The organism is Corynebacterium xerosis NBRC 16721 = ATCC 373 (genome assembly GCF_001552415.1).
GTDB classification, from domain to species: Bacteria; Actinomycetota; Actinomycetes; order Mycobacteriales; family Mycobacteriaceae; genus Corynebacterium; species Corynebacterium xerosis.
The window spans coordinates 16,720-40,810 of record NZ_BCRD01000002.1; the positions used below are offsets into that span (position 1 = coordinate 16,720).

General features: G+C 71.6%; 23 protein-coding genes. 15 read left to right on the top strand and 8 right to left on the bottom strand.

Annotation, left to right across the window (positions count from 1 at the left end):
• The first annotated feature begins 192 nt into the window (after positions 1-192).
• Genes CX1_RS03025 through CX1_RS03035 form a run of 3 tightly spaced genes read left to right on the top strand, consistent with a single transcriptional unit; the run spans position 193 to position 2,191 of the window.
• Positions 193-534, top strand: coding sequence for a hypothetical protein (locus CX1_RS03025; RefSeq protein WP_146780651.1), 342 nt, complete (start codon positions 193-195; stop codon positions 532-534).
• Positions 531-1,895 (top strand): hypothetical protein, encoded by a 1,365-nt coding sequence (locus CX1_RS12600; RefSeq protein WP_176572983.1) that lies wholly within the window; start codon positions 531-533, stop codon positions 1,893-1,895. Before CX1_RS03025 ends, CX1_RS12600 begins: the two co-directional genes overlap by 4 nt.
• Positions 1,895-2,191: a hypothetical protein gene (locus CX1_RS03035; protein ID WP_146780649.1), complete on the top strand. Its 297-nt coding sequence runs from the start codon at positions 1,895-1,897 to the stop codon at positions 2,189-2,191. The genes CX1_RS12600 and CX1_RS03035 overlap by 1 nt, the downstream gene beginning before the upstream one ends.
• Before the next feature lie 73 nt (positions 2,192-2,264).
• On the opposite strand, the gene CX1_RS03040 is transcribed toward CX1_RS03035, so the two are convergent.
• On the bottom strand, positions 2,265-3,122 hold the full coding sequence (locus tag CX1_RS03040; RefSeq protein WP_046650371.1) for a dienelactone hydrolase family protein: 858 nt from the start codon (positions 3,120-3,122) through the stop codon (positions 2,265-2,267).
• A gap of 116 nt (positions 3,123-3,238) precedes the next feature.
• Here CX1_RS03040 and glmS point away from each other — a divergent pair, with 116 nt between their 5' ends.
• Positions 3,239-5,113 (top strand): glutamine--fructose-6-phosphate transaminase (isomerizing), encoded by a 1,875-nt coding sequence (glmS, locus tag CX1_RS03045; RefSeq protein ID WP_060925271.1) that lies wholly within the window; start codon positions 3,239-3,241, stop codon positions 5,111-5,113.
• Positions 5,114-5,199: 86 nt separating this feature from the next.
• On the opposite strand, the gene CX1_RS03050 is transcribed toward glmS, so the two are convergent.
• From CX1_RS03050 to CX1_RS03070, 5 genes are all read right to left on the bottom strand, one after another.
• Positions 5,200-6,087, bottom strand: coding sequence for a DMT family transporter (locus CX1_RS03050; protein ID WP_046650372.1), 888 nt, complete (start codon positions 6,085-6,087; stop codon positions 5,200-5,202).
• A gap of 89 nt (positions 6,088-6,176) precedes the next feature.
• The gene (locus tag CX1_RS03055) at positions 6,177-8,015 is read right to left on the bottom strand and encodes an acyltransferase family protein (RefSeq protein WP_060925272.1); all 1,839 of its coding nucleotides are present in this window, start codon (positions 8,013-8,015) and stop codon (positions 6,177-6,179) included.
• A gap of 148 nt (positions 8,016-8,163) precedes the next feature.
• The gene (locus CX1_RS03060) at positions 8,164-9,762 is read right to left on the bottom strand and encodes an ABC transporter permease (protein ID WP_046650374.1); all 1,599 of its coding nucleotides are present in this window, start codon (positions 9,760-9,762) and stop codon (positions 8,164-8,166) included.
• On the bottom strand, positions 9,759-10,733 hold the full coding sequence (locus CX1_RS03065) for an ABC transporter ATP-binding protein (RefSeq protein ID WP_169747335.1): 975 nt from the start codon (positions 10,731-10,733) through the stop codon (positions 9,759-9,761). The genes CX1_RS03060 and CX1_RS03065 overlap by 4 nt, the downstream gene beginning before the upstream one ends.
• Entirely contained in the window at positions 10,720-11,514 is a 795-nt protein-coding gene (locus tag CX1_RS03070; protein ID WP_169793205.1) for a MerR family transcriptional regulator, read from the bottom strand. Before CX1_RS03070 ends, CX1_RS03065 begins: the two co-directional genes overlap by 14 nt.
• 152 nt (positions 11,515-11,666) lie before the next feature.
• On the opposite strand from CX1_RS03070, the gene CX1_RS03075 reads away from it, so the two are divergent.
• The 7 genes from CX1_RS03075 to tsaD all read left to right on the top strand — a co-directional run bounded on the left by CX1_RS03075 (position 11,667) and on the right by tsaD (position 19,099).
• Positions 11,667-13,565, top strand: a complete 1,899-nt coding sequence (locus CX1_RS03075; RefSeq protein WP_046650029.1) for a bifunctional ADP-dependent NAD(P)H-hydrate dehydratase/NAD(P)H-hydrate epimerase — start codon at positions 11,667-11,669, stop codon at positions 13,563-13,565.
• A gap of 5 nt (positions 13,566-13,570) precedes the next feature.
• Positions 13,571-14,815 (top strand): alanine racemase, encoded by a 1,245-nt coding sequence (gene alr, locus CX1_RS03080; RefSeq protein WP_082719125.1) that lies wholly within the window; start codon positions 13,571-13,573, stop codon positions 14,813-14,815.
• Positions 14,816-14,824: 9 nt separating this feature from the next.
• On the top strand, positions 14,825-15,877 hold the full coding sequence (locus CX1_RS03085) for an alpha/beta fold hydrolase (protein ID WP_046650028.1): 1,053 nt from the start codon (positions 14,825-14,827) through the stop codon (positions 15,875-15,877).
• Between the two features lie 104 nt (positions 15,878-15,981).
• Positions 15,982-16,503: a tRNA (adenosine(37)-N6)-threonylcarbamoyltransferase complex ATPase subunit type 1 TsaE gene (tsaE, locus tag CX1_RS03090; RefSeq protein WP_046650027.1), complete on the top strand. Its 522-nt coding sequence runs from the start codon at positions 15,982-15,984 to the stop codon at positions 16,501-16,503.
• A 5-nt stretch (positions 16,504-16,508) separates the two neighbouring features.
• A complete protein-coding gene (tsaB, locus tag CX1_RS03095; RefSeq protein WP_082719126.1) occupies positions 16,509-17,396 on the top strand; it encodes a tRNA (adenosine(37)-N6)-threonylcarbamoyltransferase complex dimerization subunit type 1 TsaB in 888 nt (295 codons plus the stop codon).
• Positions 17,397-17,479: 83 nt separating this feature from the next.
• Complete coding sequence (gene rimI, locus CX1_RS03100) at positions 17,480-17,950, top strand: ribosomal protein S18-alanine N-acetyltransferase (protein WP_174520147.1); 471 nt, start codon at positions 17,480-17,482, stop codon at positions 17,948-17,950.
• Positions 17,951-17,959: 9 nt separating this feature from the next.
• A complete protein-coding gene (tsaD, locus tag CX1_RS03105) occupies positions 17,960-19,099 on the top strand; it encodes a tRNA (adenosine(37)-N6)-threonylcarbamoyltransferase complex transferase subunit TsaD (RefSeq protein WP_046650026.1) in 1,140 nt (379 codons plus the stop codon).
• A 13-nt stretch (positions 19,100-19,112) separates the two neighbouring features.
• On the opposite strand, the gene CX1_RS12250 is transcribed toward tsaD, so the two are convergent.
• Positions 19,113-19,283, bottom strand: coding sequence for a hypothetical protein (locus tag CX1_RS12250; RefSeq protein ID WP_156425051.1), 171 nt, complete (start codon positions 19,281-19,283; stop codon positions 19,113-19,115).
• A gap of 285 nt (positions 19,284-19,568) precedes the next feature.
• Here CX1_RS12250 and groES point away from each other — a divergent pair, with 285 nt between their 5' ends.
• Together groES and groL are read left to right on the top strand one after the other, a co-directional pair.
• Entirely contained in the window at positions 19,569-19,868 is a 300-nt protein-coding gene (gene groES, locus CX1_RS03110; protein WP_046650030.1) for a co-chaperone GroES, read from the top strand.
• A 12-nt stretch (positions 19,869-19,880) separates the two neighbouring features.
• A complete protein-coding gene (gene groL / locus CX1_RS03115; protein WP_046650025.1) occupies positions 19,881-21,488 on the top strand; it encodes a chaperonin GroEL in 1,608 nt (535 codons plus the stop codon).
• A gap of 139 nt (positions 21,489-21,627) precedes the next feature.
• Here groL and CX1_RS03120 read toward each other — a convergent pair whose 3' ends face one another.
• Positions 21,628-21,945 (bottom strand): WhiB family transcriptional regulator, encoded by a 318-nt coding sequence (locus CX1_RS03120; protein ID WP_046650024.1) that lies wholly within the window; start codon positions 21,943-21,945, stop codon positions 21,628-21,630.
• 508 nt (positions 21,946-22,453) lie between these two features.
• Between CX1_RS03120 and shbA the strand changes: the two genes are divergently transcribed.
• Both shbA and CX1_RS03130 read left to right on the top strand, forming a co-directional pair.
• Positions 22,454-23,047, top strand: a complete 594-nt coding sequence (shbA, locus tag CX1_RS03125) for an RNA polymerase sigma factor ShbA (RefSeq protein ID WP_046650023.1) — start codon at positions 22,454-22,456, stop codon at positions 23,045-23,047.
• Between the two features lie 2 nt (positions 23,048-23,049).
• Positions 23,050-24,090, top strand: coding sequence for a hypothetical protein (locus CX1_RS03130; protein WP_060925275.1), 1,041 nt, complete (start codon positions 23,050-23,052; stop codon positions 24,088-24,090).
• Position 24,091: the final 1 nt, after the last annotated feature.

Genomic DNA, 24,091 nt, shown 5'->3' on the forward strand with positions numbered 1-24,091 from the left:
TTCTTTTTGCTTGACGACGTCCCCGCGTTCGCGCGGAGGCGTCGTCAAGCTTTTTCGTGCCCGAATCGGGCCGTTCACCCCCGGACGGCCCACCCGGGGAAAACGGATGGAACCGATTGGCCTCGGGGCGCGTCTAAAGGGAACGTCAGGCATCGACGAGCGATGACGCGCGAGCGGAGGGGGAGAATCGGCATGAACGGAAACATGGGTGCGCCGGGGGATGGCGTGAGAATGTCGGGGGACCGGGTGGCGGGCGTCGCCGCCGAGGTGACCGGGCGGGCCGTGGCGGGTGAGGGATCGTGGGCCGCGGTGCCCGGGTTCCGGCCAGTGGCGGCGGGGGCGGCGTTCCTCGACCGGGGTGCACGGCTGGAGGCCGCGGTGGAGGCGATGCGCGGCCGGGGGCGGCGTGCGCATGACGGGTTGTCGGACTACGCGCCGGCGGTGGCCGCGCAGTTCGCGGCACTGGACGGCGTGGATGCGTCGTCGGGGTCGGCCGTGGGCCGCATCGGGGTGCCGGGCGGTGAGCGGGCGTGAACGGGGGATTCGTCAGCACGGGGGCCGCGGGGCTCGGGGCGGTGCTCGGGGCTGCCGACGCGTGTGCCGTGCCGTATGGGGCGGCGCCGGTGGCTCCGGTGGCCGTGCCGGAGGTGACCATGGCGGCAGCTGCGGTCGACGGATTCGACCCGGGAGCGTTTTCCGCGGTGGCCGACGGCGTGGACCTGGGGTGCCTCGGGGCGGCGGGCAATGGGGCCGTTGACTTCGCGGGATTGGGCGGTGCTGCCGCCGAAGCGATGTCCGATGCGGTGGGGGCCGCGGATGTCGCGTGCCTGGGGCAGTGGAGCTCGGCGGCGGACGCGGGATTCGGCGTGCGCTGTGCGGGCGACGCCGCCGGGGGAGTCGCGGCCGCGGCCGATGAAGCGATGCGCGGGGCCATCGGCGCCGCCGGCGGCGTCATCGGCGGTTGCGAGACGGTGGCCGCCCTGCCGGGGGTGGGCCCCGGGGCGGCGCAGGTGGCGGGTCAGGTGTCCGGGGCGTTGGTCCAGTGCGTCAACGGCATCATCGCCGCGCGTGATGCGTGCGTCGGGGAGGTCCTGGACTGCGCGATCGCGGACGTCGAGACGTGCGTCGCGGAGTCGGACATGGCGCCGGTGCCGGAGTGCCCGGACGTCGTCGCCGATGAGTGCCCGCCGGTGGCGGGAGCGGGAGCCGGTGCGGGCACGGGAGCTGGTGCGGGCGCGATGACGCCGGTGGCGGTCGGCACGGCGCCCGCACCGCCGGCTGCGCCGGGCCCGGGGATCGGGCAGATCGTCGGCGGCATCGTTGGGGGCATCGTCGGGGAGGTGACCGCCCAGGTCGGCGGTTCGATCACCGGGGCCGTGTCTGGTGCGGTGTCCGGTGCGGTGAACGGTGCCGTCAACGGGACGGGAGGCATCGGCGCCGGAGGGATGCTCGACCTGTGCATGCCCCCGACCGCCGCGGAGTGCCCGTCCGCGCCGGTGGAAGCCGTGCCCGCGGAATGCGCACCCGCACCGGCGGTCGACGAGTGCGCGGAACCAGAACCCGCACCTGAGCCCGAGCCCGAACCCGCCCCCGCACCCGAGCCGGAGCCGGAGCCGGAACCAGCACCCGCGCCCGAGCCGTGGGAGCCGCCGCCTCCGGCCGGGAAGCTGGAGAACATGAACATCGCGGGTGACACGGCAACGGCGGAACCTGCACCGGCGCCCGAACCTGCACCTGCGCCGGCAACGCCGACCAATCCGGTGCAGGCCCCGCAGGCTCCCGCAGCTGAAGCGCCGGGCCCCGACGCCGGTTCGGGCCCCGACGCCGGTTCCGGTTCCGGTTCCGGAACCGGCTCGGGCACGGTGCATGCGCCGTCCGCGGGCGGGTGGTCCTGATGGAGGCTCCGGCCGGCATCGACCCGCTGAAAAGGGCGCGGTACGACGCAGCGGTCCAGCGTTATCACGACGCGGTGGCGATCCACCGCGACCGCCTCGAATCGGAACTGCGCAAGGCGAAGGACACGATCGCGGAGCTGTCGCGCACGCCCGATAAGAAGCGCCGTCACGACGGTGAAACGGCACGCGACGGCAACCCGGGAGCCAACGCTGGGACGGCACGCGACCACGGGAACGCACGCCCCGGCGCAGCCGCCGCCGGACCCGTGCGGTCGATTCTCAACAAGGGCGGGTGAGGCGGGGACGGCGGCGTCGCAAAGCAAGAACCCGCCGCACGAAGGCGACGGGTTCAATCAGGGGCGGGACCGGCTACTCGTGCGGCTGGCCCGCGATGGGGTGATACGCGGTTTCCGGGAGCTGATCGCGCAGCCACTCCAGGCTGCGGTTGGTGACGCCCTTCATCTTGGTGTCCGGCTCGGCGAAATCGGAGTACTTCTTGTCGCCGCCGACGGTGGCCAGGATGAACCCGGTGATCGCCGCACGGGCGATCTCCTGCTGCTTCACGCTCGACTTGGAGAAACCGAGGAGGCGGCGGCCCAGCGAGGTCTCGGAGAAACCGGCCTGCTCGGCGTCGTCGACCTCGCGGAAGATCACGTCGCCCGCCCAGTTGACGGCCAGGCGCTTCGGGTTGCCGCGATCGAGCCACTGGTTCTCGCCGGGGCCGAGCACCAGGCCCGGGCAATCGACGTTCGTGGCGGCGGCCTCCGCCGACGGTGCGGTATCGGCGGGGTAAACGCAGGTGACGGACTTGATGTGGCCGCGGCCCGCGGCGGCCAGCACCGCGGCGCCGGCGCCCATGCCATGACCGGCCAAGCCCAGCTTCGCCGGGGAGACGGTCACCTCGCCTTCACCCAACCGCACGCCGCCGAGGATCTGCAGCGCCGACTCCAGATCGTTGGCCAAGCCCCGGTGATCCGGGACGAAACCGGTCTCGGTGTTCGGCGCGGCGACGGCGATGCCCCACGACGCCAGGTGGCGCAGAGTCGCATGGTAATCCTCGACCGGCGCGCGCCAGTCGTGCCCGAACGCGATGCCGGGGACGCCCTTGCCCTTCGCCGGCGTGTACACGACGCCGGGCAAACCGACGTAGGAAAGATCGCCGACCAGGACGCGGTGCGGGCCGCGCTTGGACAGGTTGGAGACGAGGGTCTTCAGATTCTCAGCCACGCAGCCAGCATATCGGCAATGGTGAACCCCATGTGCGCCACCACGGGAAACCCGGCGGGGAATTTCCGCGCATCTCGATGCGAAAAACGGGTCCGGGCGCGTTTATGCTGTCAGGCATGTGTGGAATCGTGGGATACGTGGGACGGCAGTCGGCGCTCGACATTGCGGTGGAGGCGCTGCGACGGATGGAGTACCGGGGTTACGACTCGGCGGGCATTGCCGTCCTGGACGGGGCCGGCGGCGTCAACGTCGAGAAGAAGGCCGGCAAGCTGGCCAACCTGGAAAACGAGCTCGACGCCGGCGACCGCGCCCGCTTCGTCGGCTCCACCGGCATCGGCCACACCCGCTGGGCCACCCACGGCCGACCGACCGACGCGAACGCGCACCCGCACGTCTCCTACGACGGCAAGGTCGCCATCGTCCACAACGGCATCATCGAGAACTTCGCCCCGCTGCGCGCCGAGCTGGAGGACGCCGGCGTCGAGCTGAAGTCCGACACCGACTCCGAGGTCGCCTGCCACCTGCTGGCCCGCGCTTACAACGGCGAGGACGAATCCGGCACCGCCGGCGACTTCGAGGCCTCCGCCCTGGCCGTGCTGGGACGCCTCGAGGGCGCGTTCACCCTGCTGTTCACCCATGCCGATCACGCCGACCGCATCATCGCGGCGCGCCGCTCCACCCCGCTGATCGTCGGCGTCGGCGGCGACGGCATGTACCTCGGCTCCGATGTGGCGGCGTTCATCGCCCACACCAAGGAGGCCGTGGAGCTGGGACAGGACAACGTCGTGGTGATCACCGCCGACGACTACAAGATCATGGGCTTCGACGGCGTCGAGCAGCCCGGCCGCCCGTTCACCATCGACTGGGACCTCGCCGCCGCGGAGAAGGGCGGATACGACTCCTTCATGATCAAGGAGATCCACGAGCAGCCCGCCGCCGTCCGCGACACCCTGGCCGGTCACCTCGTCGACGGCCGCATCGTCCTCGACGAGCAGCGGATGACGGATCAGGATCTGCGCGACATCGAGAAGGTCTTCGTCGTCGCCTGCGGCACGGCGTACCACTCGGGCCTGCTGGCCAAGTACGCCATCGAGCATTGGGTGCGCATCCCGGTGGAGATCGAGGTCGCCTCGGAGTTCCGCTACCGCGACCCGGTGCTGGACCGCCAGACGCTGGTGGTGGCCATTTCCCAGTCCGGCGAGACCGCCGACACCCTCGAGGCGGTGCGCCACGCGAAGTCGCAGGGTGCCCGCGTGCTGGCGGTGTGCAACACCAACGGCGCGCAGATCCCGCGCGAGTCGGACGCGGTGCTCTACACGCACGCCGGCCCGGAGATCGGCGTCGCGGCGACGAAGTCCTTCCTGGCGCAGGTCGCGGCGAACTACATCGTCGGCCTGGCGCTGGCGCAGGCCCGCGGCACGAAGTACCCCGACGAGGTCACCCGCGAGTACCGCGAGCTGGAGGCGATCCCGGAGAAGATCGCGCAGGTCGTGGAGATGCAGGAGCAGATCTACGACATCGCCCGCGAGCTCGGCGCGATCCCGACCATGCTGTTCCTGGGCCGCCACGTCGGTTACCCGGTGGCGCTGGAGGGTGCGCTGAAGCTCAAGGAGCTGGCCTACATCCACGCCGAGGGTTTCCCGGCCGGCGAGCTCAAGCACGGCCCGATCGCCCTGATCGAGGATGACCTGCCGGTCGTCGTGGTCGTGCCGTCGCCGAAGGGCCGCGCGGTGCTGCACTCGAAGATCGTGTCCAACATCCAGGAGATCCGGGCCCGCGGCGCGAAGACCATCGTCATCGCGGAGGAAGGCGACGCGAAGGTCCGCCCGTTCGCCAACTACCTCATCGAGATCCCGGAGTCGTCGACGCTGCTGCAGCCGCTGCTGTCGACCATCCCGCTGCAGTTCCTGGCCGCGGAGATCGCGCGCCAGTGCGGCAACGAGGACATCGACAAGCCGCGCAACCTGGCCAAGTCGGTGACGGTGGAGTAATTCCGCCCGCTTTTGCGCTTCAGGTCGGCTCGGGCCGGGGCCCGGGCTGCTTCACGACGGTCCGCGTCCCGGCCCTTCGCCGTTTTTCAGTCGAGCTTTCGGGGCACTGCGGTGGAGCGTGGCCGCCGGGTGGCCAGGGCGACGCCGATGGCGACGGGGATGCACATGGCCAGCGCCAGCGGGGAGGCGTCCTCGCCGAGGAGCAGCGCGCCGAGGGCGATGCTGATCAGCGGCGGCAGGAAGTGGGCGACGGCGGCGCGGTCGGGGCCGGCCTGGCGGATCAGCGTCAGCCACATGGTCATGGCCAGCACGGAGGCGCCGACGATGAGGTACGCCTCGGCGACGAGGAAACGCGTGGTCAACTCCGGGGCGTCCTCGAAGAGCAAGGCGACGGCGAGAGCGGGCACGCCCGCGGCGAGGCTCTGGATGCCGGTCGACAGCCATGGGCTGCCCGGCGGGACCAGTTTCGGGGTGAGGATGGTGCCCACGACCAGGCAGGAGACCGCGAAGAGGCTGGTGGCCACGCCGGTCCACGATGTTTCGCCGGATTCCAGCCTCGTCCACGCCGAGCCGACGACGCCGAGGAAACCCAGGACGCAGCCGATCCACTGCGTCCACAGCAGTGCGCGGCCGCGCAGGGCGGAGATCACCAGGACGGCCAGCGGCGTCAGCGCCGTGACGATGGCGCCCATGCCCGCGGACAGGTTCGGCATGGCGGTGGCCATCAGGCCGAGGTACCCCGCGTTGTTGAGCAGCCCGACGACGGCCGTGCCCGCCAACCCGCGGCGGGTCAACGCCTTTCGGGCGCCCCAGGCGGCGGCGATCATGACGGCGCCCGCGATGGTGCAGCGGATGCCGACGATCGTGTACGCGCCGGCGTGATCGCTGGCGACCTTCATCGCGACGAATGCGCCGGACCACAGCGTCGCCCACACCAGCGTCAACGCGGCCAGGCGAATGGGCGAAATGGTCAATGCGGTGGCCTTTCGGGGTGTCCGGGGAACCCCGGGGACTTTACAGGTTGCTCTGCGGCGTTACATGTTGCTTTGCGACGCCCCGCGCGTCAGCATTTCGACGGCACGCCGTCTTCCCGGTCGACCCACTGCTGCAGCGCATCACGGATCGCATCCGCGTACGCCGTGGCGCCCGTGAGCGTGGGGTGGATGTAGTCGTCGCGCAGCAGGGTGGTGTCCGCCGTGGCGGCCCGGCACCACTCGGCGGCGTAGACGTTGTCGTATTCTTTCGCGAACTCGATGACCTGGTCCTTGGCCTCCGGCATGTACCAGCGGTCGCCGTAGGGCATCACCAGGATGATCACGCGGTCGTCGCCGAGGAGGTCGACGATCTGCTCGAACTCGCCCTCGCGGGCCGCACCGTTGGTGCCGAAGCCCAGGACCACGAACTGGTCGAGGGTGCCGGCCGCCTCCATGTCGGCGATGATCGTCGGCAGCGCCTCGTAGTGGCGCGAGACTGCACCGTCGACGTAGATGCCGGGGAACTCCTCGTCGAGGGCCGCGGCGCTGGCCAACAGGACCGAGTCGCCGAGCGCCGTGATGCGGTCGCCCGTCGGCATCTTCCGCTCGGGCAGCGTCGGCGCCGCGGCCTGTGCGGCCTCCTGGCGCTGCGCGAGGGCCTCGAGGTCCTTCTCCAGGGAATCACCCGGGCGCACGCCGCCGGCGACGGCGGCGGGCAGGCCCATCAGCGCCACCGCGACGAGCACGACGGTCGCGCCGGCGAAGACCGTGCGGGGCGTGCCCGGCCCCGGCACCTCGTCGCGCTTGGCGCGGCGGCGGGCGGCGCGCCAGTTGCGCAGCGGTTCGATGACCCCGTTGCGGCGGATCGGGTCCTCGACCAGCGTCCACGACATCGCGGCCAGCAGGAAGGACAGGGCGATGACGGCCGCGCCACGGGCCAGCGGCAAGTCGTCGAGCTGCTCCGGCAGGTACACGGTCACCGGCAGGTGCCAGAGGTAGATGCCGTAGGACCGCTCGCCGATCCACCGCATCGGAGCGACGGCCAGCACCCGGGAGACGATCGTCTTCCGGTCCAGGATGGAGTAGATCGCGGCCATCGTCGCAAAGCTGAGCACCATCAGGCCACCGCCGAACAGGAACGGCGAGTCGTCCGGCATGGTCGCGACCAGGACGATGATCACCGCGACGCCGGCCAGCCCCAGCACCTCGGCGGGGAAACGCTTGAGCTCGGCGGTGCCCGTCGCGCGGACCAGCAGGATCGCCAGCACCGCGCCGAGCAGCAGGCCGCCGGCGCGGGTGTCGGTGCCCTCGTAGATGCGGGTGGCGTCCGCGCCCGCGTTCGACAGATGGGCCATCCAGGCGAAGCTCGCCGCGGCCAGCGCAACCGTCGCTGCGCCGATGAGCCACTTCGACTTCTTCTTCCGCCCGAAGAGCATGAACAGCAGGGCCAGCACCAGCGGCCAGACCAGGTAGAACTGCTCCTCGATGGACAACGACCACATGTGGTCCAGCGGCCCGGTCGATTCGAATTGGTCGAAGTAGGACTGGCCCTGGAGGATCACGTACCAGTTGTTCACGTACAGCAGCGAGCTGATCGATTCGCCGACGCGGTCGCCGAGCTCGCCCGGCGTCGACAGGGCCGTGACCAGGAAGACCGCGGCGACCGTCACCACCACCGCCGGCACGAGCCGCCGGAATCTGCGCAGCCAGAAGGTGCTCAGCCGGAAGGAATCGTGCCGGTACTTCGCCCGCAGCAGGTTCGTGCTGATCAGGTAGCCCGACAGCGTGAAGAACACCGCCACGCCCAGCAGACCGCCCGGCGCCCATGACGCGCCGAGGTGGTAGAAGAGCACCGCCATCACGGCGATGGTGCGCAGACCATCGAGCGCCGGGATGTACGTGGTGCGGGAATCTACGGGTTTGGGCATCTGGCGGCGCTTCCTTTTTGGGGCACGTGCGGAGTGGGGCGCGACGGGGAGCCGCCGGCATGGTGGCCGGCGCACGACTGCAACATTGTCCCCGCCGCCGTCGCACCGGCGTTAGTCGTCGCCGGCCGCCCGCCGATTTCGGGGGTGCCTACCCCACCAGGTCGCGCTTGCCGACGGCCACCGCACCCAGAACCATGCCCAGAACGCCGATTGCGGCGAGGACGATGGCGCCGGTCCAGTCGACCGTTCCGTCCGCGGCGTGCGGGGCATGGGCGAACAGCGAAACGTCCATCAGCCAGTCGGGGTAGCCGAAGATCCCGCCGAAGAAGGTGGTCACGCCGGACCAGGCGACGGGGATCCACGCCAGCCACGCGACCTTCGGAAGCACGGCGGCGAAGAAGGCCGCGATGCCGGCCGCGGCGATGGCGGCGGGCCACTGCCCGCCGAGCGACCACAGGGCGCCGGAGGCGATGTCGGGAGTGTCCGTCGACGCCTGCGCGGCGGTCGCGCCGAGCGGTGCGGCGATGGCGATGATCACGGTCACCGCGGCGACCGCCACCGCCCACGCGACGACGTAGGGCCGCGGGCGCCGGACTCCGGAGGCGAGCTCCGGCGTCAAACGCCCGGCGGCCTCGTCGCCGTGGACGGACAGCGTCGCCTGCACGGCGGTGCACGCGACGAGGAGACCCAGCCACGTGCCCATCAGCTCGGTGAACACGTCCTCCATCGTCGAGCCGCCGGCCATCTGCCGGGCGAGCTCGGCGGTGCCGGGGGAGGACTCGAGCATGGAGGTCATCTCGCCGGTCATGGACATGAAGAAGATGGTCAGCGCGATCGTGGCCACCGCCCAGCCAAGCAACGTCGGCCATTCCAGCCGGGCCCGCAGGCCCCACGATCCGTGTCCTCGCCACTGCGTCGTGCGCCGCGCCGAGCCCCGCTCGCCGCGGGCCGGCCACGTCGCCCCGAGATCGCGCCGGGCGGCGACGGTCATCGACGCCCACACCATGACGAGCACCACCGCGGCCATGGGGATCAACGCCCACGCCCGGTTCTCGCTGAAGGGGGCCACGACGTCGCGCCACCCCAGCGGCGACAGCGGCCGCAGCCAGTCGAGTTCGCGTACATCCGCGATGGCGCGCACGGCGAAAGCGAGCCCGAGATAGGCCATGCCCAGGCCACGGGCGCCGCGCGCGGTTTTCGCCGCGTGCCCCGCCAGCAGACCGATCGCCCCGGCCGCCGACGTCGCCGCCGCCACGATGGCCCCGGTGAGCATGCAGCCGATGGCGGACATGCCTTCGATGGCGGTGGAGCACGCCAACAACGCCAGCGTCGACCCGAGCCCGAGCGCCGCGCAGGCGCCGATGACGACGATGGCGGCGGAGGCGGCGTGGGTGCGCGTCGTCAAGCCCGAGGACCGCACGATCTCGGCGATGCCGTCGTCCTCGGTCGCGCGAGTCAGCCTCACGGCCAGCAGGATCGCCATGACGGAGCCGAGGATGGACACCCACATCCCGGTTTCCCACTGCGTGAACGCGCCGAAGGTGAACGGGTCGGGGACGATGCCGTACATCGCGCGCAGGCCGAGATTGACGCGCATCGGCTCGGCGAGGACCTCGAGTTCGGTCTGGTTCGGGTAGGTCGCGCGGTAGGCGGGCGGGGTGACCGCCATGAATGCGATGAGCGGGGTCAGCCACCCGATGAGGAATCCCCGGCGGGTGCGCAGGTGCAGGCGCAGCAGGGTGGTCATCGCTGGTCACCGGCTTGTTCGCGGGTGCTTGACGACGCTCCGGAGGGGCCGTGGCCCGCCCGCGCCTCACCGGAGTAGTGGTCGAGGAAGATGTCCTCGAGCCCGGCGTCGGTGCAGGAGATGTCGGTCGCGCCGCGGGAGAGCAGATCGGACAGGGCGGCGGGGACGTCGTCGCGGGGGAGCAGGCGCTCGACGCGGGATCCGTCCGGCAGCGTGGCCGCGAGCTTGGAGCCGCGCAGGTGCGTCAGATCCGCCAGCGACCCGGATTCGACGAGGCGGCCCTCGCGGATGATGGTGATGTCGTCGGCCAGATCCTGGACCTCCGACAGGATGTGGCTGGACAGCAGGACCGAGGCTCCCGCGGCGACGCGCTCGCGGACGCCTGCGGCGAACTCCCGCTCCATGAGCGGGTCGAGGCCCGACGTCGGTTCGTCGAGGACCAGCGCATCGACGTCGGCCGCCAGCGCCGCGACGAGCATGACCTTCTGGCGGTTGCCCTTGGAGTATTCGCGGTTCTTCTTCGTCGGGTCGAGGCGGAAACGCTCGATCAGTTCGGCGCGCACGGCGGGGTCGTCGCCGCGGGAATCGCCCGCGCCGCCGGCCCGGAGTTTCGCCAGCGTGGCCAGCGTCTGCCCGCCGGTGAGCTGCGGCCACAGGGCGACGTCGCCCGGAACGTACGCGACGCGTGCCGTCGCCGCCGCCGGATCGCGCACCGGGTCGTGGCCCAGGACATCGATGGTGCCCCCGTCCGGGCGGAGCATGCCGAGAATCGCCCGGATCGCCGTCGACTTGCCGGCGCCGTTGGGGCCCAGGAACCCGTGCACGGTGCCCCGGCGGACCGTGAGATCCAGGTCATCGACCGCGGTGAACGACCCGAAGCGCTTGGTCAGGCCGCGCACGGTGATGGCGGGGGCGTGGGCGTCGTGAAGCGAATCGGTGCGGGGACGGGGCGTGGAATCAGCTGAGGTCACGGGAATACTCCTCGATGTAGGAGCCGAGCCGGTCGAAGGCGAGCTCGACGAAGCGGCGCTGGCCCGGGGCGGGGTATGCGGCGGTGACCAGCGCGCGGGCCGGGCGATTGGCCGCGAAGAAACGGAGGGAGGGGATGAGCGACGGCGGCAGTTCGCCGTATTGCTCGACGATGGCGAAGCCGCGGTCGACGAGGTCGCGGGCGTCGTCGTCGGTCCAGCCGGGATCGGCCAGGGCGGCGATGCGGAGGTAATAGTCGGCGATCTCGGCCGGGTCGGCGTGGTCGAGGAGCTCCACGACGTCGTCGTTGATGTGCCCCAGGCGTGCGGCGATGTCGGACAGGCGGCGCTCGCGGCGCATGAGCGTCAGCGCGCGGCGGTCGCCCGTGGCCTCGATCGCCGTTTCGATTGCGTCGTAGACCGCGGACAAGCGGGCGGGGAGGGCCTCTGCGGGGGCGCCGTCGGCGGCGGCGTCGCGCAGGCGGGCCAGCCGGGACCGGTGCTCCTCCAGCTCGGCGATGCGCTCGTCGATGGAGGCGATGGCCGCGTCGAGGCCGTCGGCGTCGGGGACCGGGGCGTCGCCGCCGAGGTGGGCGGGCATGTCGGCCAGGGCGATGCCGGCGTCGGCCAGCGCCCGGATCCGCAGCAGGCGCGCGGCGTCGTCGACCCCGTAGTCGCGCCAGGCGCCGGCCCGCGGCGGCACGGGCATCAGCCCGATCGCGTGATAGTGCCGGATGGTGCGCACGGACACCCCGGCGACCCCGGCGAGCTCTGAAACCCTCATGCCCCCGATCATCCTCTGTTACGTCGCGTCACAGTCAAGGGCGAGTTTCGGGGCGTGGCGCGGGCGGGGTTCCGGCAGCACTTCGGCACCGTTCCCGCGGTCCCGTGAACGTGCCGGGGGCAGGTTTTCCTGGGCCGACGTAACCTCGGGTCATGGAAGCCGTCTTCACCGTCGACCAGATCCGCCGTGCCGAAGGGCCCCTGCTGAGGGCGCAGGATGAACCGGATGAATTGATGAGGCACGCGGCCAAGGCCGTCGCCGACGCGGCGAAGGTGATGCTCGCCGCCCCGAAACCGTATTTCCTGGGCCGGTACGCCACGCGCGTTCTGCTGCTGGTCGGCTCGGGCGGCAACGGCGGCGACGCCCTGTACGCGGGGTCGCTGTTGGCCGCCGAGGGCATCGGCGTCGACGCGGTGCTGCTGGGCGACGCCCCGCACGAGCGCGCGCTGGCCACGTTCCGCCGCCGCGGTGGGGCGGTGCTCGTCGACGGGCTGCCGGATTTCCCGGCGAGCCTGCGCGGCGGCGGCAACCCCGAGCCGCTGGACCCGGCCAGCCCGGAGTCGGCGGGGCCGTGGGAGTATTCGCTGGTCATCGACGGCATCGCGGGTCTCGGCGGTGCGGGGGCGCTGCGGGAGAAGGCCGCGCGGATCGTGCGGGTGGCGGCGAAGAACCACGCGCGGTTCCTGGCCATCGACGTCCCTTCGGGCGTCGCCGCGGACACGGGCGCGGTCGAGCCGGGCGCGTCGATCGCCGATCCGCAGTGGGAGCCGGGCGACCCGGATGAGCCGTCGCCGCGCACGTTGGATCTGCCGGGCCACGTCACCGCCGACGTCACCGTGACCTTCGGCGGTCTGCGCTTCGCCCATGCGCTGTCCGATCAGTGCGGTGAGGTCGTCGTCGCGGACATCGCGCTGGACGGCGACAGCCCCGAGCTCTACCTGCTGCCGAAGGAGAAGTGGCCCGCGGGCGCGGAGGCCGGCCGCAGCCTGCACGTCCAGCTGCACCGGGACCTGGCCAGCGACGCCGCCGACGGCACCACGCCGACGTGGACGTATTACCGCTCCCTGGCGGTGCCGCCGCGCAACGCCTTCACGTGGCCGACGCTCTACGACGTCGATCCCGGCGACGTCTGGACCTCGGTCGGCGATCATCCGCGCCCGCCCCGCCCGGGTTTCCCGCGCGATCTGGAGCCGGGCGCGGACGACGACAAGTATTCGGGCGGCGTCGTCGGCATCTGCGCCGGCGGCGAGCGCTATCCGGGCGCGGGCGTGCTGGCCACCACGGCGGCCGTGCGCGCGACGTCGGCGATGGTCCGCTACGTCGGTTCCGGGGCGTCGGAAGTGGTGCGCGCGCTGCCGGAGGTGGTCGCGCATCCCTCGCTTGACGACGCCCGCCGCGTCGACGCCTGGGTGGTCGGTTCGGGCCGCGGCACCGACGATGCGGCAGCCGTGGAGCTGTCGGAGTTGCTGGGCCGCGACGAGCCCCTGCTCGTCGACGCCGACGCCATCACCCTGCTGGCGCAGCGCCCGGAGCTGCGCGAGAAGCTCGTCGCCCGTGACGCGGAGACGCTGCTGACCCCGCACGCCGGGGAGTTCCGCCGCCTGGCCGAGGCCATGGCGGGGGAAGAGGCCGGCGCCGACCGGTCGGCCGGGGAGATCCCCGATCCCGTCGAGCACCCCATCGACGCCGCGAAGGCAATGGCCACGGCCCTGGATTGCGTGGTCTTGCTCAAGGGCCGCCGCACGGTCGTGGCCATGCCCGCCGAGCACGGCCACCGCGCCGGAACGGTGCGCATCATCGACGCCGGCACCTCCTGGGCGGCGACGCCCGGCAGCGGCGACGTGCTGTCCGGCCTGGTCGGGGCGTGGATGGCGAAGGACGGCATGGCCGGGATCGCCCCCGCCGTGACCGTCCACGCCCGCGCCGCGGAGATCGCCGCGCGCACGCCCGCCGGGTACGCGCCGACGTCGGCGTCGCTCATCGCGGAGGCCATCCGGGAAGCCACCGCGGCACTGGCTGCGGAGACCGCGTGGCCCTCGGTGGCAGAATGACCGGCATGGACGCCGCACACGGAGACAACGCATCGGATGAACGGGACCTGACCGGGGAACGGGGCGCGCCCGCCGACGGGGACGTCGCGGCCGCCGATCCCACGTTCCCGGGCCTGCTCGCGCAGACGGTCGATCTGGCGGCGGTGCGGCACAACATCGCGGCGATCAAGAAGGCCTCCGGCGCCCACCGCCTGATGGCCGTGGTCAAGGCCGACGGCTACTCCCAGGGCGCCCCCGAGGTCGCATGCGCGGCGCTGAACGGCGGCGCCGACCAGCTCGGCGTGGCCACCCTGCAGGAATCGCTGGACCTGCGCGAGTCGCTGGAACTGCGCGGCACGTCGGCGACGATCCTCGCCTGGCTGTGGCACACCCACGAGGCCCTCGAGCTGGAAGCGGCCGTCGCCTCGGGCATCCACGTCGGCGTGCCGTCGGAGGAGCACCTCGCCGCCGTCATCGCCGCCGGCCGCCGCGCCAACGTCCGCCCGCGCGTCACCGCCATCGCCGACACCGGGCTCAACCGCTCCGGCATCTCGGTGGTCAACGGCACGTTCGAGCGCGTCGCGCCCCAGTTCGGCGAGGCCCACATGCGCGGCGAGATCGACTGCACGGGCGTGTTCTCGCACCTGGCCTGCGCCGACGAACCCGACAATCCCGCCAATGACATGCAGGCGGCCAGGTTCCGCGAGGCGGCCGAACTGCTGTCGAAGGCGGGCGTCGTCAAGCAGATCAACCACCTGTCCAATTCGCCCGGCGCCCTGACCCGCCCCGACCTGTCCTTCGACATGGTCCGCCCCGGCCTGTCCATCTACGGCCTCGAGCCCGTCGCCGGCCGCACCCACGGCCTGAAGCCCGTGATGCGGTGGGAGGCGCGGATTCCCGTGATCAAGGACGTCCCCGCCGGCGAGGCCGTCAGCTACGGCCGCACGTGGACCGCCGAGCGGGACACGCGCACGGCGATCATCCCCTGCGGCTACGCCGACGGCATGCTGCGATCGGCGTCCGGGAAGTTCGAGGTGTCCATCAACGGCGTGCGCTACCCGCAGGTCGGGCGCGTGTGCATGGACCAGTTCGTCGTCGACCTCGGGCCCGACGCTCCGGTGCGCCCCGGCGACGTCGCCGTCATCGTGGGCACGCGCGAGGGCGAGCCCACCGCCGACGAGCTCGCCGCCGCGGCCGGCACCATCAACTACGAGATTTTGACCGCACCTCGTGGCCGAACTCGCAGACGGCACCTGGGGGGCCTTGACTAAGATTGGCCCATGGCAGGAAATAGCGGGCGCGGCGCGATCCCCGGATGGGGACTCGTGGCGGGCGCGGGTGCCCTGGCCACGGCGGCCGGCGCGGGCGTCATCGGCTGGCGCGAGCACTGGCTCGCCCGCCACGCCCCGGCCACCCCGCCCGAGCTGCTGACACTGGGCGACGCCACCTGGTCGGGGACCGTGGAGTCCCTCGACGGCCTGAAGCTGGCCGTCGTCGAGCGCGGATTCCAGACGGCGCCGGTGACCATCGTGTTCACCCACGGTTACTGCCAGCGCAAGGATTCCTGGTGCCTGCTGTCGCACCAGTTCCGCAAGAGCTTCGGCGACGAGGCGCGGCTGCTGTTCTGGGACCAGCGCGGCCACGGCGATTCCGATTACCCCGAGGCCGAGGCCTGCACCATCGGCCACACGGCCGCGGACCTGGCGAGCATCATCCGGGAGCGCATCCCGGCCGGGCGCATCTTCCTGGTCGGGCATTCGATGGGCGGCATGACCGTGATGTCCTTCGCCCGCCAGTACCCCGACCTGATGAAGCGGGTGTCGGGCGTGGCGCTGCTGGCCACGGCGTCGGCGGGCCTGTCCAAGGGCGGCATCCCGCAGATGATGCTCGGGCCCGTGGGGCAGGTGCTGACCAAGACCGCGAAGTCCCTGCCGCAGCTGGCCAATCAGGTCCGGCAGTTGGCCACGATCGGCGAGATGCCCTTCATCCGCGGCGCGTCCTTCGGGGACCAGCGGACGCCGCACGCGATCGTGCAGCTCAACGAGCAGATGATCGATGACACCTCGGCGACGACCATCATCAATTTCTTCGGCGCACTGCAGCTTCACGACGAATCGGAGGGTGTCGCGGCGTTGGAGGGTCATCCCGGCGTGGTCATCGCCGGGGACAAGGACCGGATGATCCCGTACGAGAGGGCCGTGGACATCATCGAGGGCTGGCCCGGCGCCCGCCTGGTGAGGGTGCCCGGCGCCGGCCACATGGTGCAGCTGGAGCAGCCGAAGCTGGTCGGCGAGACCATCGAGACCCTCGTGCGCGAGAACTGGCCGGTGTAGCGCCGCTGGCGTCGGCGGCGGCGTCGGACGGCGGAGTTCGAACCGGAGCGCAACGGTGGCGGAGCGGATCCGGGGTCGGCATTCACGGGCATTACGATGTCCCCATGACTTCCCGCCCCAGCACTTTCCCGGATTCCGGTGAGCGCGTCCTGCCGACCGCCGAGGACATGCGCGCCTTCGGCGAAGAACTCGGAGCCGCGCTGGTCGCCGGCGACCTGGTCATCCTCGACGGGCCCCTGGGGGCGGGCAAGACGACGCTGACCCAGGGCATCGCCGCGGGGATGGACGTCCGGGGACGCGTGACCAGCCCGACCTTCACCATCGCCCGCCATCACCGTGGGCTCGGCGGTGGCCCGGATCTGGTCCACGTCGACGCGTACCGGCTGTTCGGCGAGGAGGGCCCCGGCGGGGAAGGGGACGGAGCGGGGGGCGCCGCGGCCGGTGGCCTCGACGCCCTCGATGCGCTGGATTCCCTCGATTTGGACACCGACCTGGAAGCCTGCGTCGTCGTGGCGGAATGGGGCGCCGGTCTGGTGGAGCAACTGTCCGACTCGCACCTGCTGGTGAGCATCGACCGTTCCGCGGCCGACGACTCCCGGAAGGTGACGTGGCGGCGGGTATCGTGACGGGCATGTTCGTACTCGCCGTCGACACGTCCACGCCGCAGGTCACCGCCGGTCTCGTCCGCGTGGCCGAGCTGCCCGGCGCTGACCTGGCCACCGGCCGGGTGGCCCCCATCATCGAGGAGCTGTCGTCGGCGGGGCACGTGGATGCCCGCGCGCACAACGAAGTGCTCACGCCGTTGATCCGGCGGTGCCTGGACGACGCCGGGCTGGCGGGCACGGCCGCGACGGCCGTTGGCGCGGTCGTGGTCGGTTGCGGCCCGGGACCGTTCACGGGGTTGCGGGTCGGCATGGCCACCGCCGCCTCCTTCGCCGATGCGTGGGGAGTGCCCGCGCATGGCGCCTGTTCCCTCGACGCCCTGGCGCTCCCCGGGGGCGATCCGCTGTCCGGCGACGTCATGGCCGTCACCGACGCGCGGCGGCGCGAGGTGTACGTCGCCGCCTACCGCGACGGGCACCGGATCTGGGGTCCCGCCGTCATGTCCGCCGCGGCCTGCGCCGACGCCGTGCTGGAGGACGTGCCGGACTTCGATCCCGCCGCGCTGGTGGGCGACGAAGCCAAATGCGCCGACGTCGCCGCCGGGTTCGCCGGGGCGTTGGAGGATGCCCCGGCCCCGCGGATCATCGCCGCGTATCCGACCCCGGCGGGCCTGGTCGCCGCGGCCGTCGCGGAGCTCGCGCACGAACATGACGACGAGGGCCCGGACGCCGACGGCGACGGGGAACCCGATGACGTGCCCTTCCGCGCCACAGAGGCGTTGGCCGCCCCGGCCGCGCCGCTGGTGCCGCTGTATCTGCGGCGCCCCGACGCGACGCCGCCGAAGCCGAAACCGAAGTCGCCGGCGATCCCCGATGTTCCGGCCGATGTCGGCCTTTCGTCCCCGGAGGCCCCGTGACCGGCCCCGTCTCGGGCGCCAACCCGTGTGCCGGCCCGGGCGCGAACCCGGATGAACTGCTCGCCGCCGCCACTTTCGGCCGCCTGTCGGTGGGCGCCGCGGCCGGTTGCGCGGCGTTGGAAGCCCTGATTTTCGCCGGCGACGACCCGTGGCCGGAGTCGGCGTTCGCCTCGGAGCTGGCCATCCCGTCCAACCTGTATCTCGGCTGGGTCATTCCCGGCGGCGGCGCGGCGGAGGGGGAGGACCGGGTGCTGGCCTACGGCGGCATCACGCGGCTGGGGCCGGAGTCTTCGCCGGAGTACGAGATCCACACCATCGCCGTCGACCCGGTGCTGCGCGGCCGTGGCCTGGGCCGCGAGTTGCTGGAGGCGCTGCTCGCCGCCGCCGACGCCGCGCCCGGCCCGGTGTTCCTGGAGGTCCGCACGGACAACGAGCCGGCGATCGGCATGTACTCCGCGCACGGCTTCGAGACCATCGGCGTGCGCAAGCGCTACTACCGCCAGTCCGGCGCCGACGCGTACACGATGTGCCGTCCCGCCCCCGGCGAGTCGTAGAATCCGGGCATGACCACCACCAGCCCCGGCACGCAGTCCCGCACGATCCTGGCCGTCGAGAGTTCCTGCGACGAGACCGGCGCCGCCGTGATGCGCGTGACCTGGGACGAGGCGCTGCCCGCGGAGGAGGAAGGGTCGGCGGTCCGCCCCCGCGTGGAGACGTTGTCCGACGTCGTCGCTTCGTCGATGGAGCAGCACGCCCGCTTCGGCGGCGTGGTGCCGGAGATCGCCTCGCGCGCGCATCTCGAGGCCCTGCAGCCGGTGGTCCGGGAGGCTTTGCGACGGGCCGGGGAGGCTCTCGGCCCGGCCGCGGGCCAGGGGCGTTTCATTCCGGATTGCGTGGCCGCCACCGTCGGGCCAGGTCTGGCGGGTGCGCTGTTGGTCGGCTCCGCCGGCGCCAAGGCGTATGCGGCGGCGTGGGACGTGCCGTTCTACGGGGTCAACCACCTCGGCGGGCACGTGGCGATCGGCGCGCTCGACGGCGCGGACCTGACCAACGCGGTGGCGCTGCTGGTCTCCGGCGGCCACACGCAGCTGCTGCACGTGCGCGGGGCGGGCCGCCCGATGACGGAGCTGGGTTCGACGCTCGACGATGCCGCCGGCGAGGCGTACGACAAGGTCTCGCGGCTGCTGGGCCTGGGCTACCCCGGTGGCCCGGTCATCGACCGGCTGGCCAAGCAGGGCGACCCGGCTGCGGTGAAGTTCCCCCGCGGCATGATGCGCCCGCAGGACTCCCGCCACGATTTCTCCTTCTCCGGGCTGAAGACCTCCGTGGCCCGCTACGTCGAGTCGGCCGAACGCGAGGGTCGGGTCATCGACATGGCCGACACGTGCGCGTCGTTCCAGGAGGCGGTGTGCGACGTGCTCACCTTCAAGGCGGTGCGTGCCGCGAAGGACGTCGGCGCCACGACGCTGCTGCTGGGCGGGGGAGTGGCCGCCAATTCGCGGCTGCGCGAACTCGCGGCGCAGCGCTGCGCCGAGGCCGGTCTGACGCTGCACGTGCCGCCGATGCGGCTGTGCACCGACAACGGCGTGATGATCGGCGCCATCGCCGCCCACCTCATCGCCGCCGGCGCCGAGCCCTCCGGCTACGGCTGCGCGACGGACCCGTCGATGCCGGTGGAGGAACCCATCGTGGTGGCCGGTTGACGGTCGCGGTCGGCTAGCGGGTGTCGACGTTGTCCTCGTCGGGGCGGCGGCCCTCTTCGGCCGCCTCCGCGACTTCGGCGTCGTAGCCCTTCTGCTTTCCGATGAACAGGCGCGCGACCACCGCGAAACCGACGATGAAGACGGCGATGACGATCATCGCGATGACGAGGACGGTCGTGGACATGATGTGCTCCTTGGCCGGGATCGGGCCCGGTCGGGGTGGGGGCGCGTACGACGTCCACGGTAACCGCGATTGCGCGGGCCGTCGCAAAGCCCTGCACCCGCCCATGTTGAGTGCTGGCACTCGCGCGAGTAGAGTGCCAGCCAAGGTTGTTTGACACACAGTTGTTCACCCGCGACGACGGCTGTGCACGGCAGACCAACCGGCACAAGAACATCAACCAGGCGCCCGACGCCCCGCCCGATGACTCGGGCCGCGGCGGGTGCCCCGCTCATGGAGGAATTCATCGTGGCGAACGTCAACATCAAGCCGCTCGAGGACCGCGTCCTGGTCCAGATCAACGAGGCCGAGACCACCACCGCATCCGGCCTGGTCATCCCCGACTCCGCGAAGGAGAAGCCGCAGGAGGCCACCGTCATCGCCGTGGGCCCCGGCCGCTGGGCGGACGACGACGACCGCATCCCGATGGACGTCAAGGAGGGTGACGTCGTCATCTTCTCCAAGTACGGCGGCACCGAGCTGAAGTACCAGGGCGAGGAGTTCCTGCTCCTGTCCCAGCGCGACATCCTCGCGGTCATCGAGAAGTAAGGCGACACCCATATGGCCAAGCTCATTGCATTCAACGAAGAGGCCCGCGAAGGCCTCAAGCGGGGCGTGGACACGCTGGCCGACGCCGTCAAGGTGACGCTGGGCCCCAAGGGCCGCAACGTGGTGCTGGACAAGGCGTTCGGCGGTCCGCTGGTGACCAACGACGGCGTGACCATCGCCCGCGACATCGACGTCGAGGACCCCTTCGAGGACCTCGGCGCCCAGCTGGTGAAGTCCGTCGCCGTGAAGACGAACGACATCGCCGGCGACGGCACCACCACCGCCACGCTGCTGGCCCAGGCGCTCGTCCACGAGGGCCTGCGCAACGTCGCGGCCGGCGCCAACCCGGTCGCCCTCAACCGCGGCATCGCCGTCGCGGCGGAGAAGACCGTCGAGCTGCTGAAGTCCAAGGCCACGGCCGTCACCGACTCCGCGTCCATCGCGCAGGTGGCCACCGTGTCCTCGCGCGACGAGGAGATCGGCGAGCTCGTCGCCGGCGCCATGGACAAGGTCGGCAAGGATGGCGTGGTCTCCGTGGAGGAGTCCCAGACCATCGCCACCGAGCTACTGGTGACCGAGGGCGTGTCCTTCAACAAGGGCTACCTGTCCCCGTACTTCATCACCGACGTCGACGCCCAGCAGGCGATCCTCGAGGACGCGCAGGTGCTGCTCGTCCGCGAGAAGATCTCCTCGCTGCCGGACTTCCTCCCTCTGCTGGAGAAGATCGCGGAGTCGGGCAAGCCGACCCTGATCATGGCCGAGGACATCGAGGGCGAGGCCCTGTCCGCCCTGGTCATCAACGCCATGCGCAAGACCCTGAAGGTCGCGGCCGTGAAGGCCCCGTACTTCGGTGACCGCCGCAAGGAGTTCATGGAGGACCTCGCCGTCGTCACCGACGGCACCGTGGTCACCGCGGACACCGGCATGCAGCTGAAGGAGGTCGGCCTGGAGGTGCTGGGCAACGCCCGCCGCATCACCATCACCAAGGACGAGACCGTCATCGTCGACGGCGCCGGCACCGCCGAGGCCGTCGAGGAGCGCCGCCAGCACCTGCGCAACGAGATCGAGCGCACCGATTCCACCTGGGATCGCGAGAAGCTGGAGGAGCGCCTGGCCAAGCTGTCCGGAGGCGTCGCCGTCATCCGCGTCGGCGCGGCCACCGAGACCGAGGTCAACGAGCGCAAGCTGCGCGTCGAGGACGCCATCAACGCCGCGCGCGCCGCGGTGCAGGAGGGCGTCATCGCCGGCGGCGGTTCGGTGCTGGTGCAGATCTCCCGCGAGCTCGAGACCTTCGCCGAGGAGTTCACCGGCGACGAGGCCGTGGGCGTCCGCGCCCTGGCCCGCGCGCTGACCAAGCCCGCCTACTGGATCGGCCACAACGCCGGCGTCGACGGCGCCGTGGTGGTCCACCACATCGGCGAGCTGCCGAACGGCCAGGGCTACAACGCCGCGACCGGCGAGTACGGCGACCTCATCGGCGCCGGCGTCATCGACCCGGTCAAGGTCACCCACTCCGCGGTGGTCAACGCCGCGTCGGTGGCCCGCATGCTGCTCACCACGGAGGTGTCCGTGGTGGACAAGCCCGAGGCGGAGCCGCAGGGCCACGGCCACGCGCATTAACCGCGGGTCGACCCCTTGGCTTCACGACGCCCCATCCGGCCTATAGGTCGGGTGGGGCGCCGTCGCGTTTCGGGGTGATCCGATGGCGCGGCACCGGGGCAACGAAAAAGCCGCACCCGAAGGGGGTGCGGCGGGGATCTCAGGCCAGGACCGTTTCGCGGACCTTGTCGCGGCGGCGGCGCGGGCGGCTGCGGAGGATCTCGGAGCGCTCGGCTTCGCTCATGCCGCCCCAGATGCCGTAGGGCTCGCCGACGGCCAGGGCGTGGGCGCGGCACTGCTCGAGCACCGGGCACGCTTGGCAGATCGACTTGGCCCGCATCTCCCGCATGGCGCGGGCGCGGCCGCGCTCACCCTCGGGATGGAAGAACACGGACGAGTCGGCGCCCCGGCAGGAGCCGTGGAGCTGCCAGTCCCACAGGTCCGCGTTCGGTCCGGGAAGGTGGTCGATGTGCGTCATGGCCGGAAATCTCCTAGGGAAACACTCGTGTGTGCGCAAGGCACGGATCGGCGCCCGCGATCGCGGGCCCCGGGTGCGTCGCCCCGGGTCGGGGCGTCCACGGCGGCCAGTGTGGGCCGGAATTGTTAACCATTGGTTAAGTCCCGGGAACGAATCGGAAGATTCGGGGCGCAGTTTGGGAGAACTTCCGGTGCGTGCCGAAAATGGGCTCGCCGAAAGTGTTCTGGGTCACCGTCGATGGTGCCGGTGTCGCAGATGTGCCGAGTGCGACGTTACCCGTGGGGTAGAATCGGCTTGCATTGGCGGTGCGAGCGTGCACCATCGGTTTCGCACGGTTTCGTCTCCGGTTTCGATTCCGGCCCCGTTCCCGGGCCTCCATCGGAGCGCGTTCCCGGGCCGGCGCCCGGAACGTGGGGCCGATCGGTCGGGCCGCCGCCGAACGCCTGGATCCGCCGCAGCCCCGGCGGACGCGGTGGCCCCCGCCGGTAACGGGGAGGGAAGGAAAGGCATGTCCGACGATGACGTGATCCGCGGTTTGGTGCGGCGCGCCGTCGACGGCGATTCCGGGGCCTTCGATTCCCTGATGCGCCACATCCACGGGCCAATCGTCCGCTACTGCCGAGCCCGCATCGGGCAGAACGGCACCATCTCGGCCGACGACGTCGCACAGGACACGCTTTTCGCCGTGGCCAATTCCTTGAGCCGGTACACCGATCGCGGCCGCCCGTTCATGGCCTACGTGTACGGGGTCGCCTCCCACAAGGTCGCGGATGCCCATCGCGCGGGGGCGAGGGACCTGTCCCACCCCTACGAAACGCTTCCCGATACCCCCGTTTCGGGTAATGGCCCGGAAGAAGCGGTGCTCCTGGGCGATGCGGGTAACGAAGTCAGCCGACTGCTCGATTCATTGAGTGACAAGGCCCGCGACATCATCATTCTTCGCGTGTTCGAGGGGCTGCCGGCCGAAGAGGTCGCGCAGCTCGTCGGAAGCACGCCGGGTGCGGTCCGCGTCGCCCAACACCGTGCGTTGGCGAAGCTGCGCGCGGTGGTCGAAGAAGAAGCGTCGCGTGAACATCCGGGTGAAAACCGGAGGGCGCGCTGACCATGGACGAGCTCGGGAAGCACGAGAAGGAGGCAGAGATGGTCGATCGCCGTGACCGCCGGTACGCCGGACGGGACGACGCCGTCTCGGGCGTCGAGAGGATGCCCACTCCGCAGGAACTGGCGGCGGACGATCGTTTCCTCGACGATCTCGCGGCCGGCCGCCGCGACGTGTCCGGTGCCGGCGTCTACGGCACCGACTCCTACCTCGCGTCGTTGATCGCGGATGCCCGCGACGCCGTCGACTCCGAGCTGCCGCCGCTGCCCGCCATCGATCCGGGCGTCGCCGTCGCGCATCGCGACGTCGTCGACGTCGAGGTCGTGCCCGCAGATTCAGACGCAGACGCAGACTCGGACGCAGTCGTGGATGTGGACGCCGACGCCGATGCGGATTCCGTCTCCGGTGGCACCGTCCCGGGCGGGGCCGCCAACGGCGGCGGCGCCGTGGTCCGCGGGCCCTCCTCCTGGTGGAAGCCGTCGCGCATGGGCAGTGCCCTGATCGGCGCGGCGGCGTCGTTGGCCCTGGTCGCCGGCGGCCTGTCCGCCGTGCACTCGGCCGCCCCGGGCAGCGCCCTGTGGCCCGCCCGCACCGCGATGTTCGGCGATCGTTCCGTGGAAATGGAACTCGCGTCGACGCTCGACGAGGCGGGCGCGGCCAGCGACGCCGGCGACGTCGAACGTGCGCAGGAGCTCCTCGAGCGCGCAGAGCGCCTCATGGCGGAAGTCGGCGAGGCCGACCGTCCCGCGCTGGAAAGCCAGATGCGCGAAACGGTGGAGAAGGTGCGCACCGTCACCCGCGCCCCGGAGACCGTGACCAACGAGCGCACGACCACGCGCCGCGAGACGCAGACCCTCGAGCCCGGAACGGTCACGCACACCGAGGTCCGCACGGAAACGGTGACCGAGACCGTCACCCGGTCCGCGGACCCGTCGTCGTCGGCCACCTCCGAGTCGGAGGGGACCCCGTTGAACAACGGGCACGCGCCGGTGCCCACCATCGACCCGGAACCCCTGGGGCCGATTCCTCCCATCCCGGGCCAGTAAC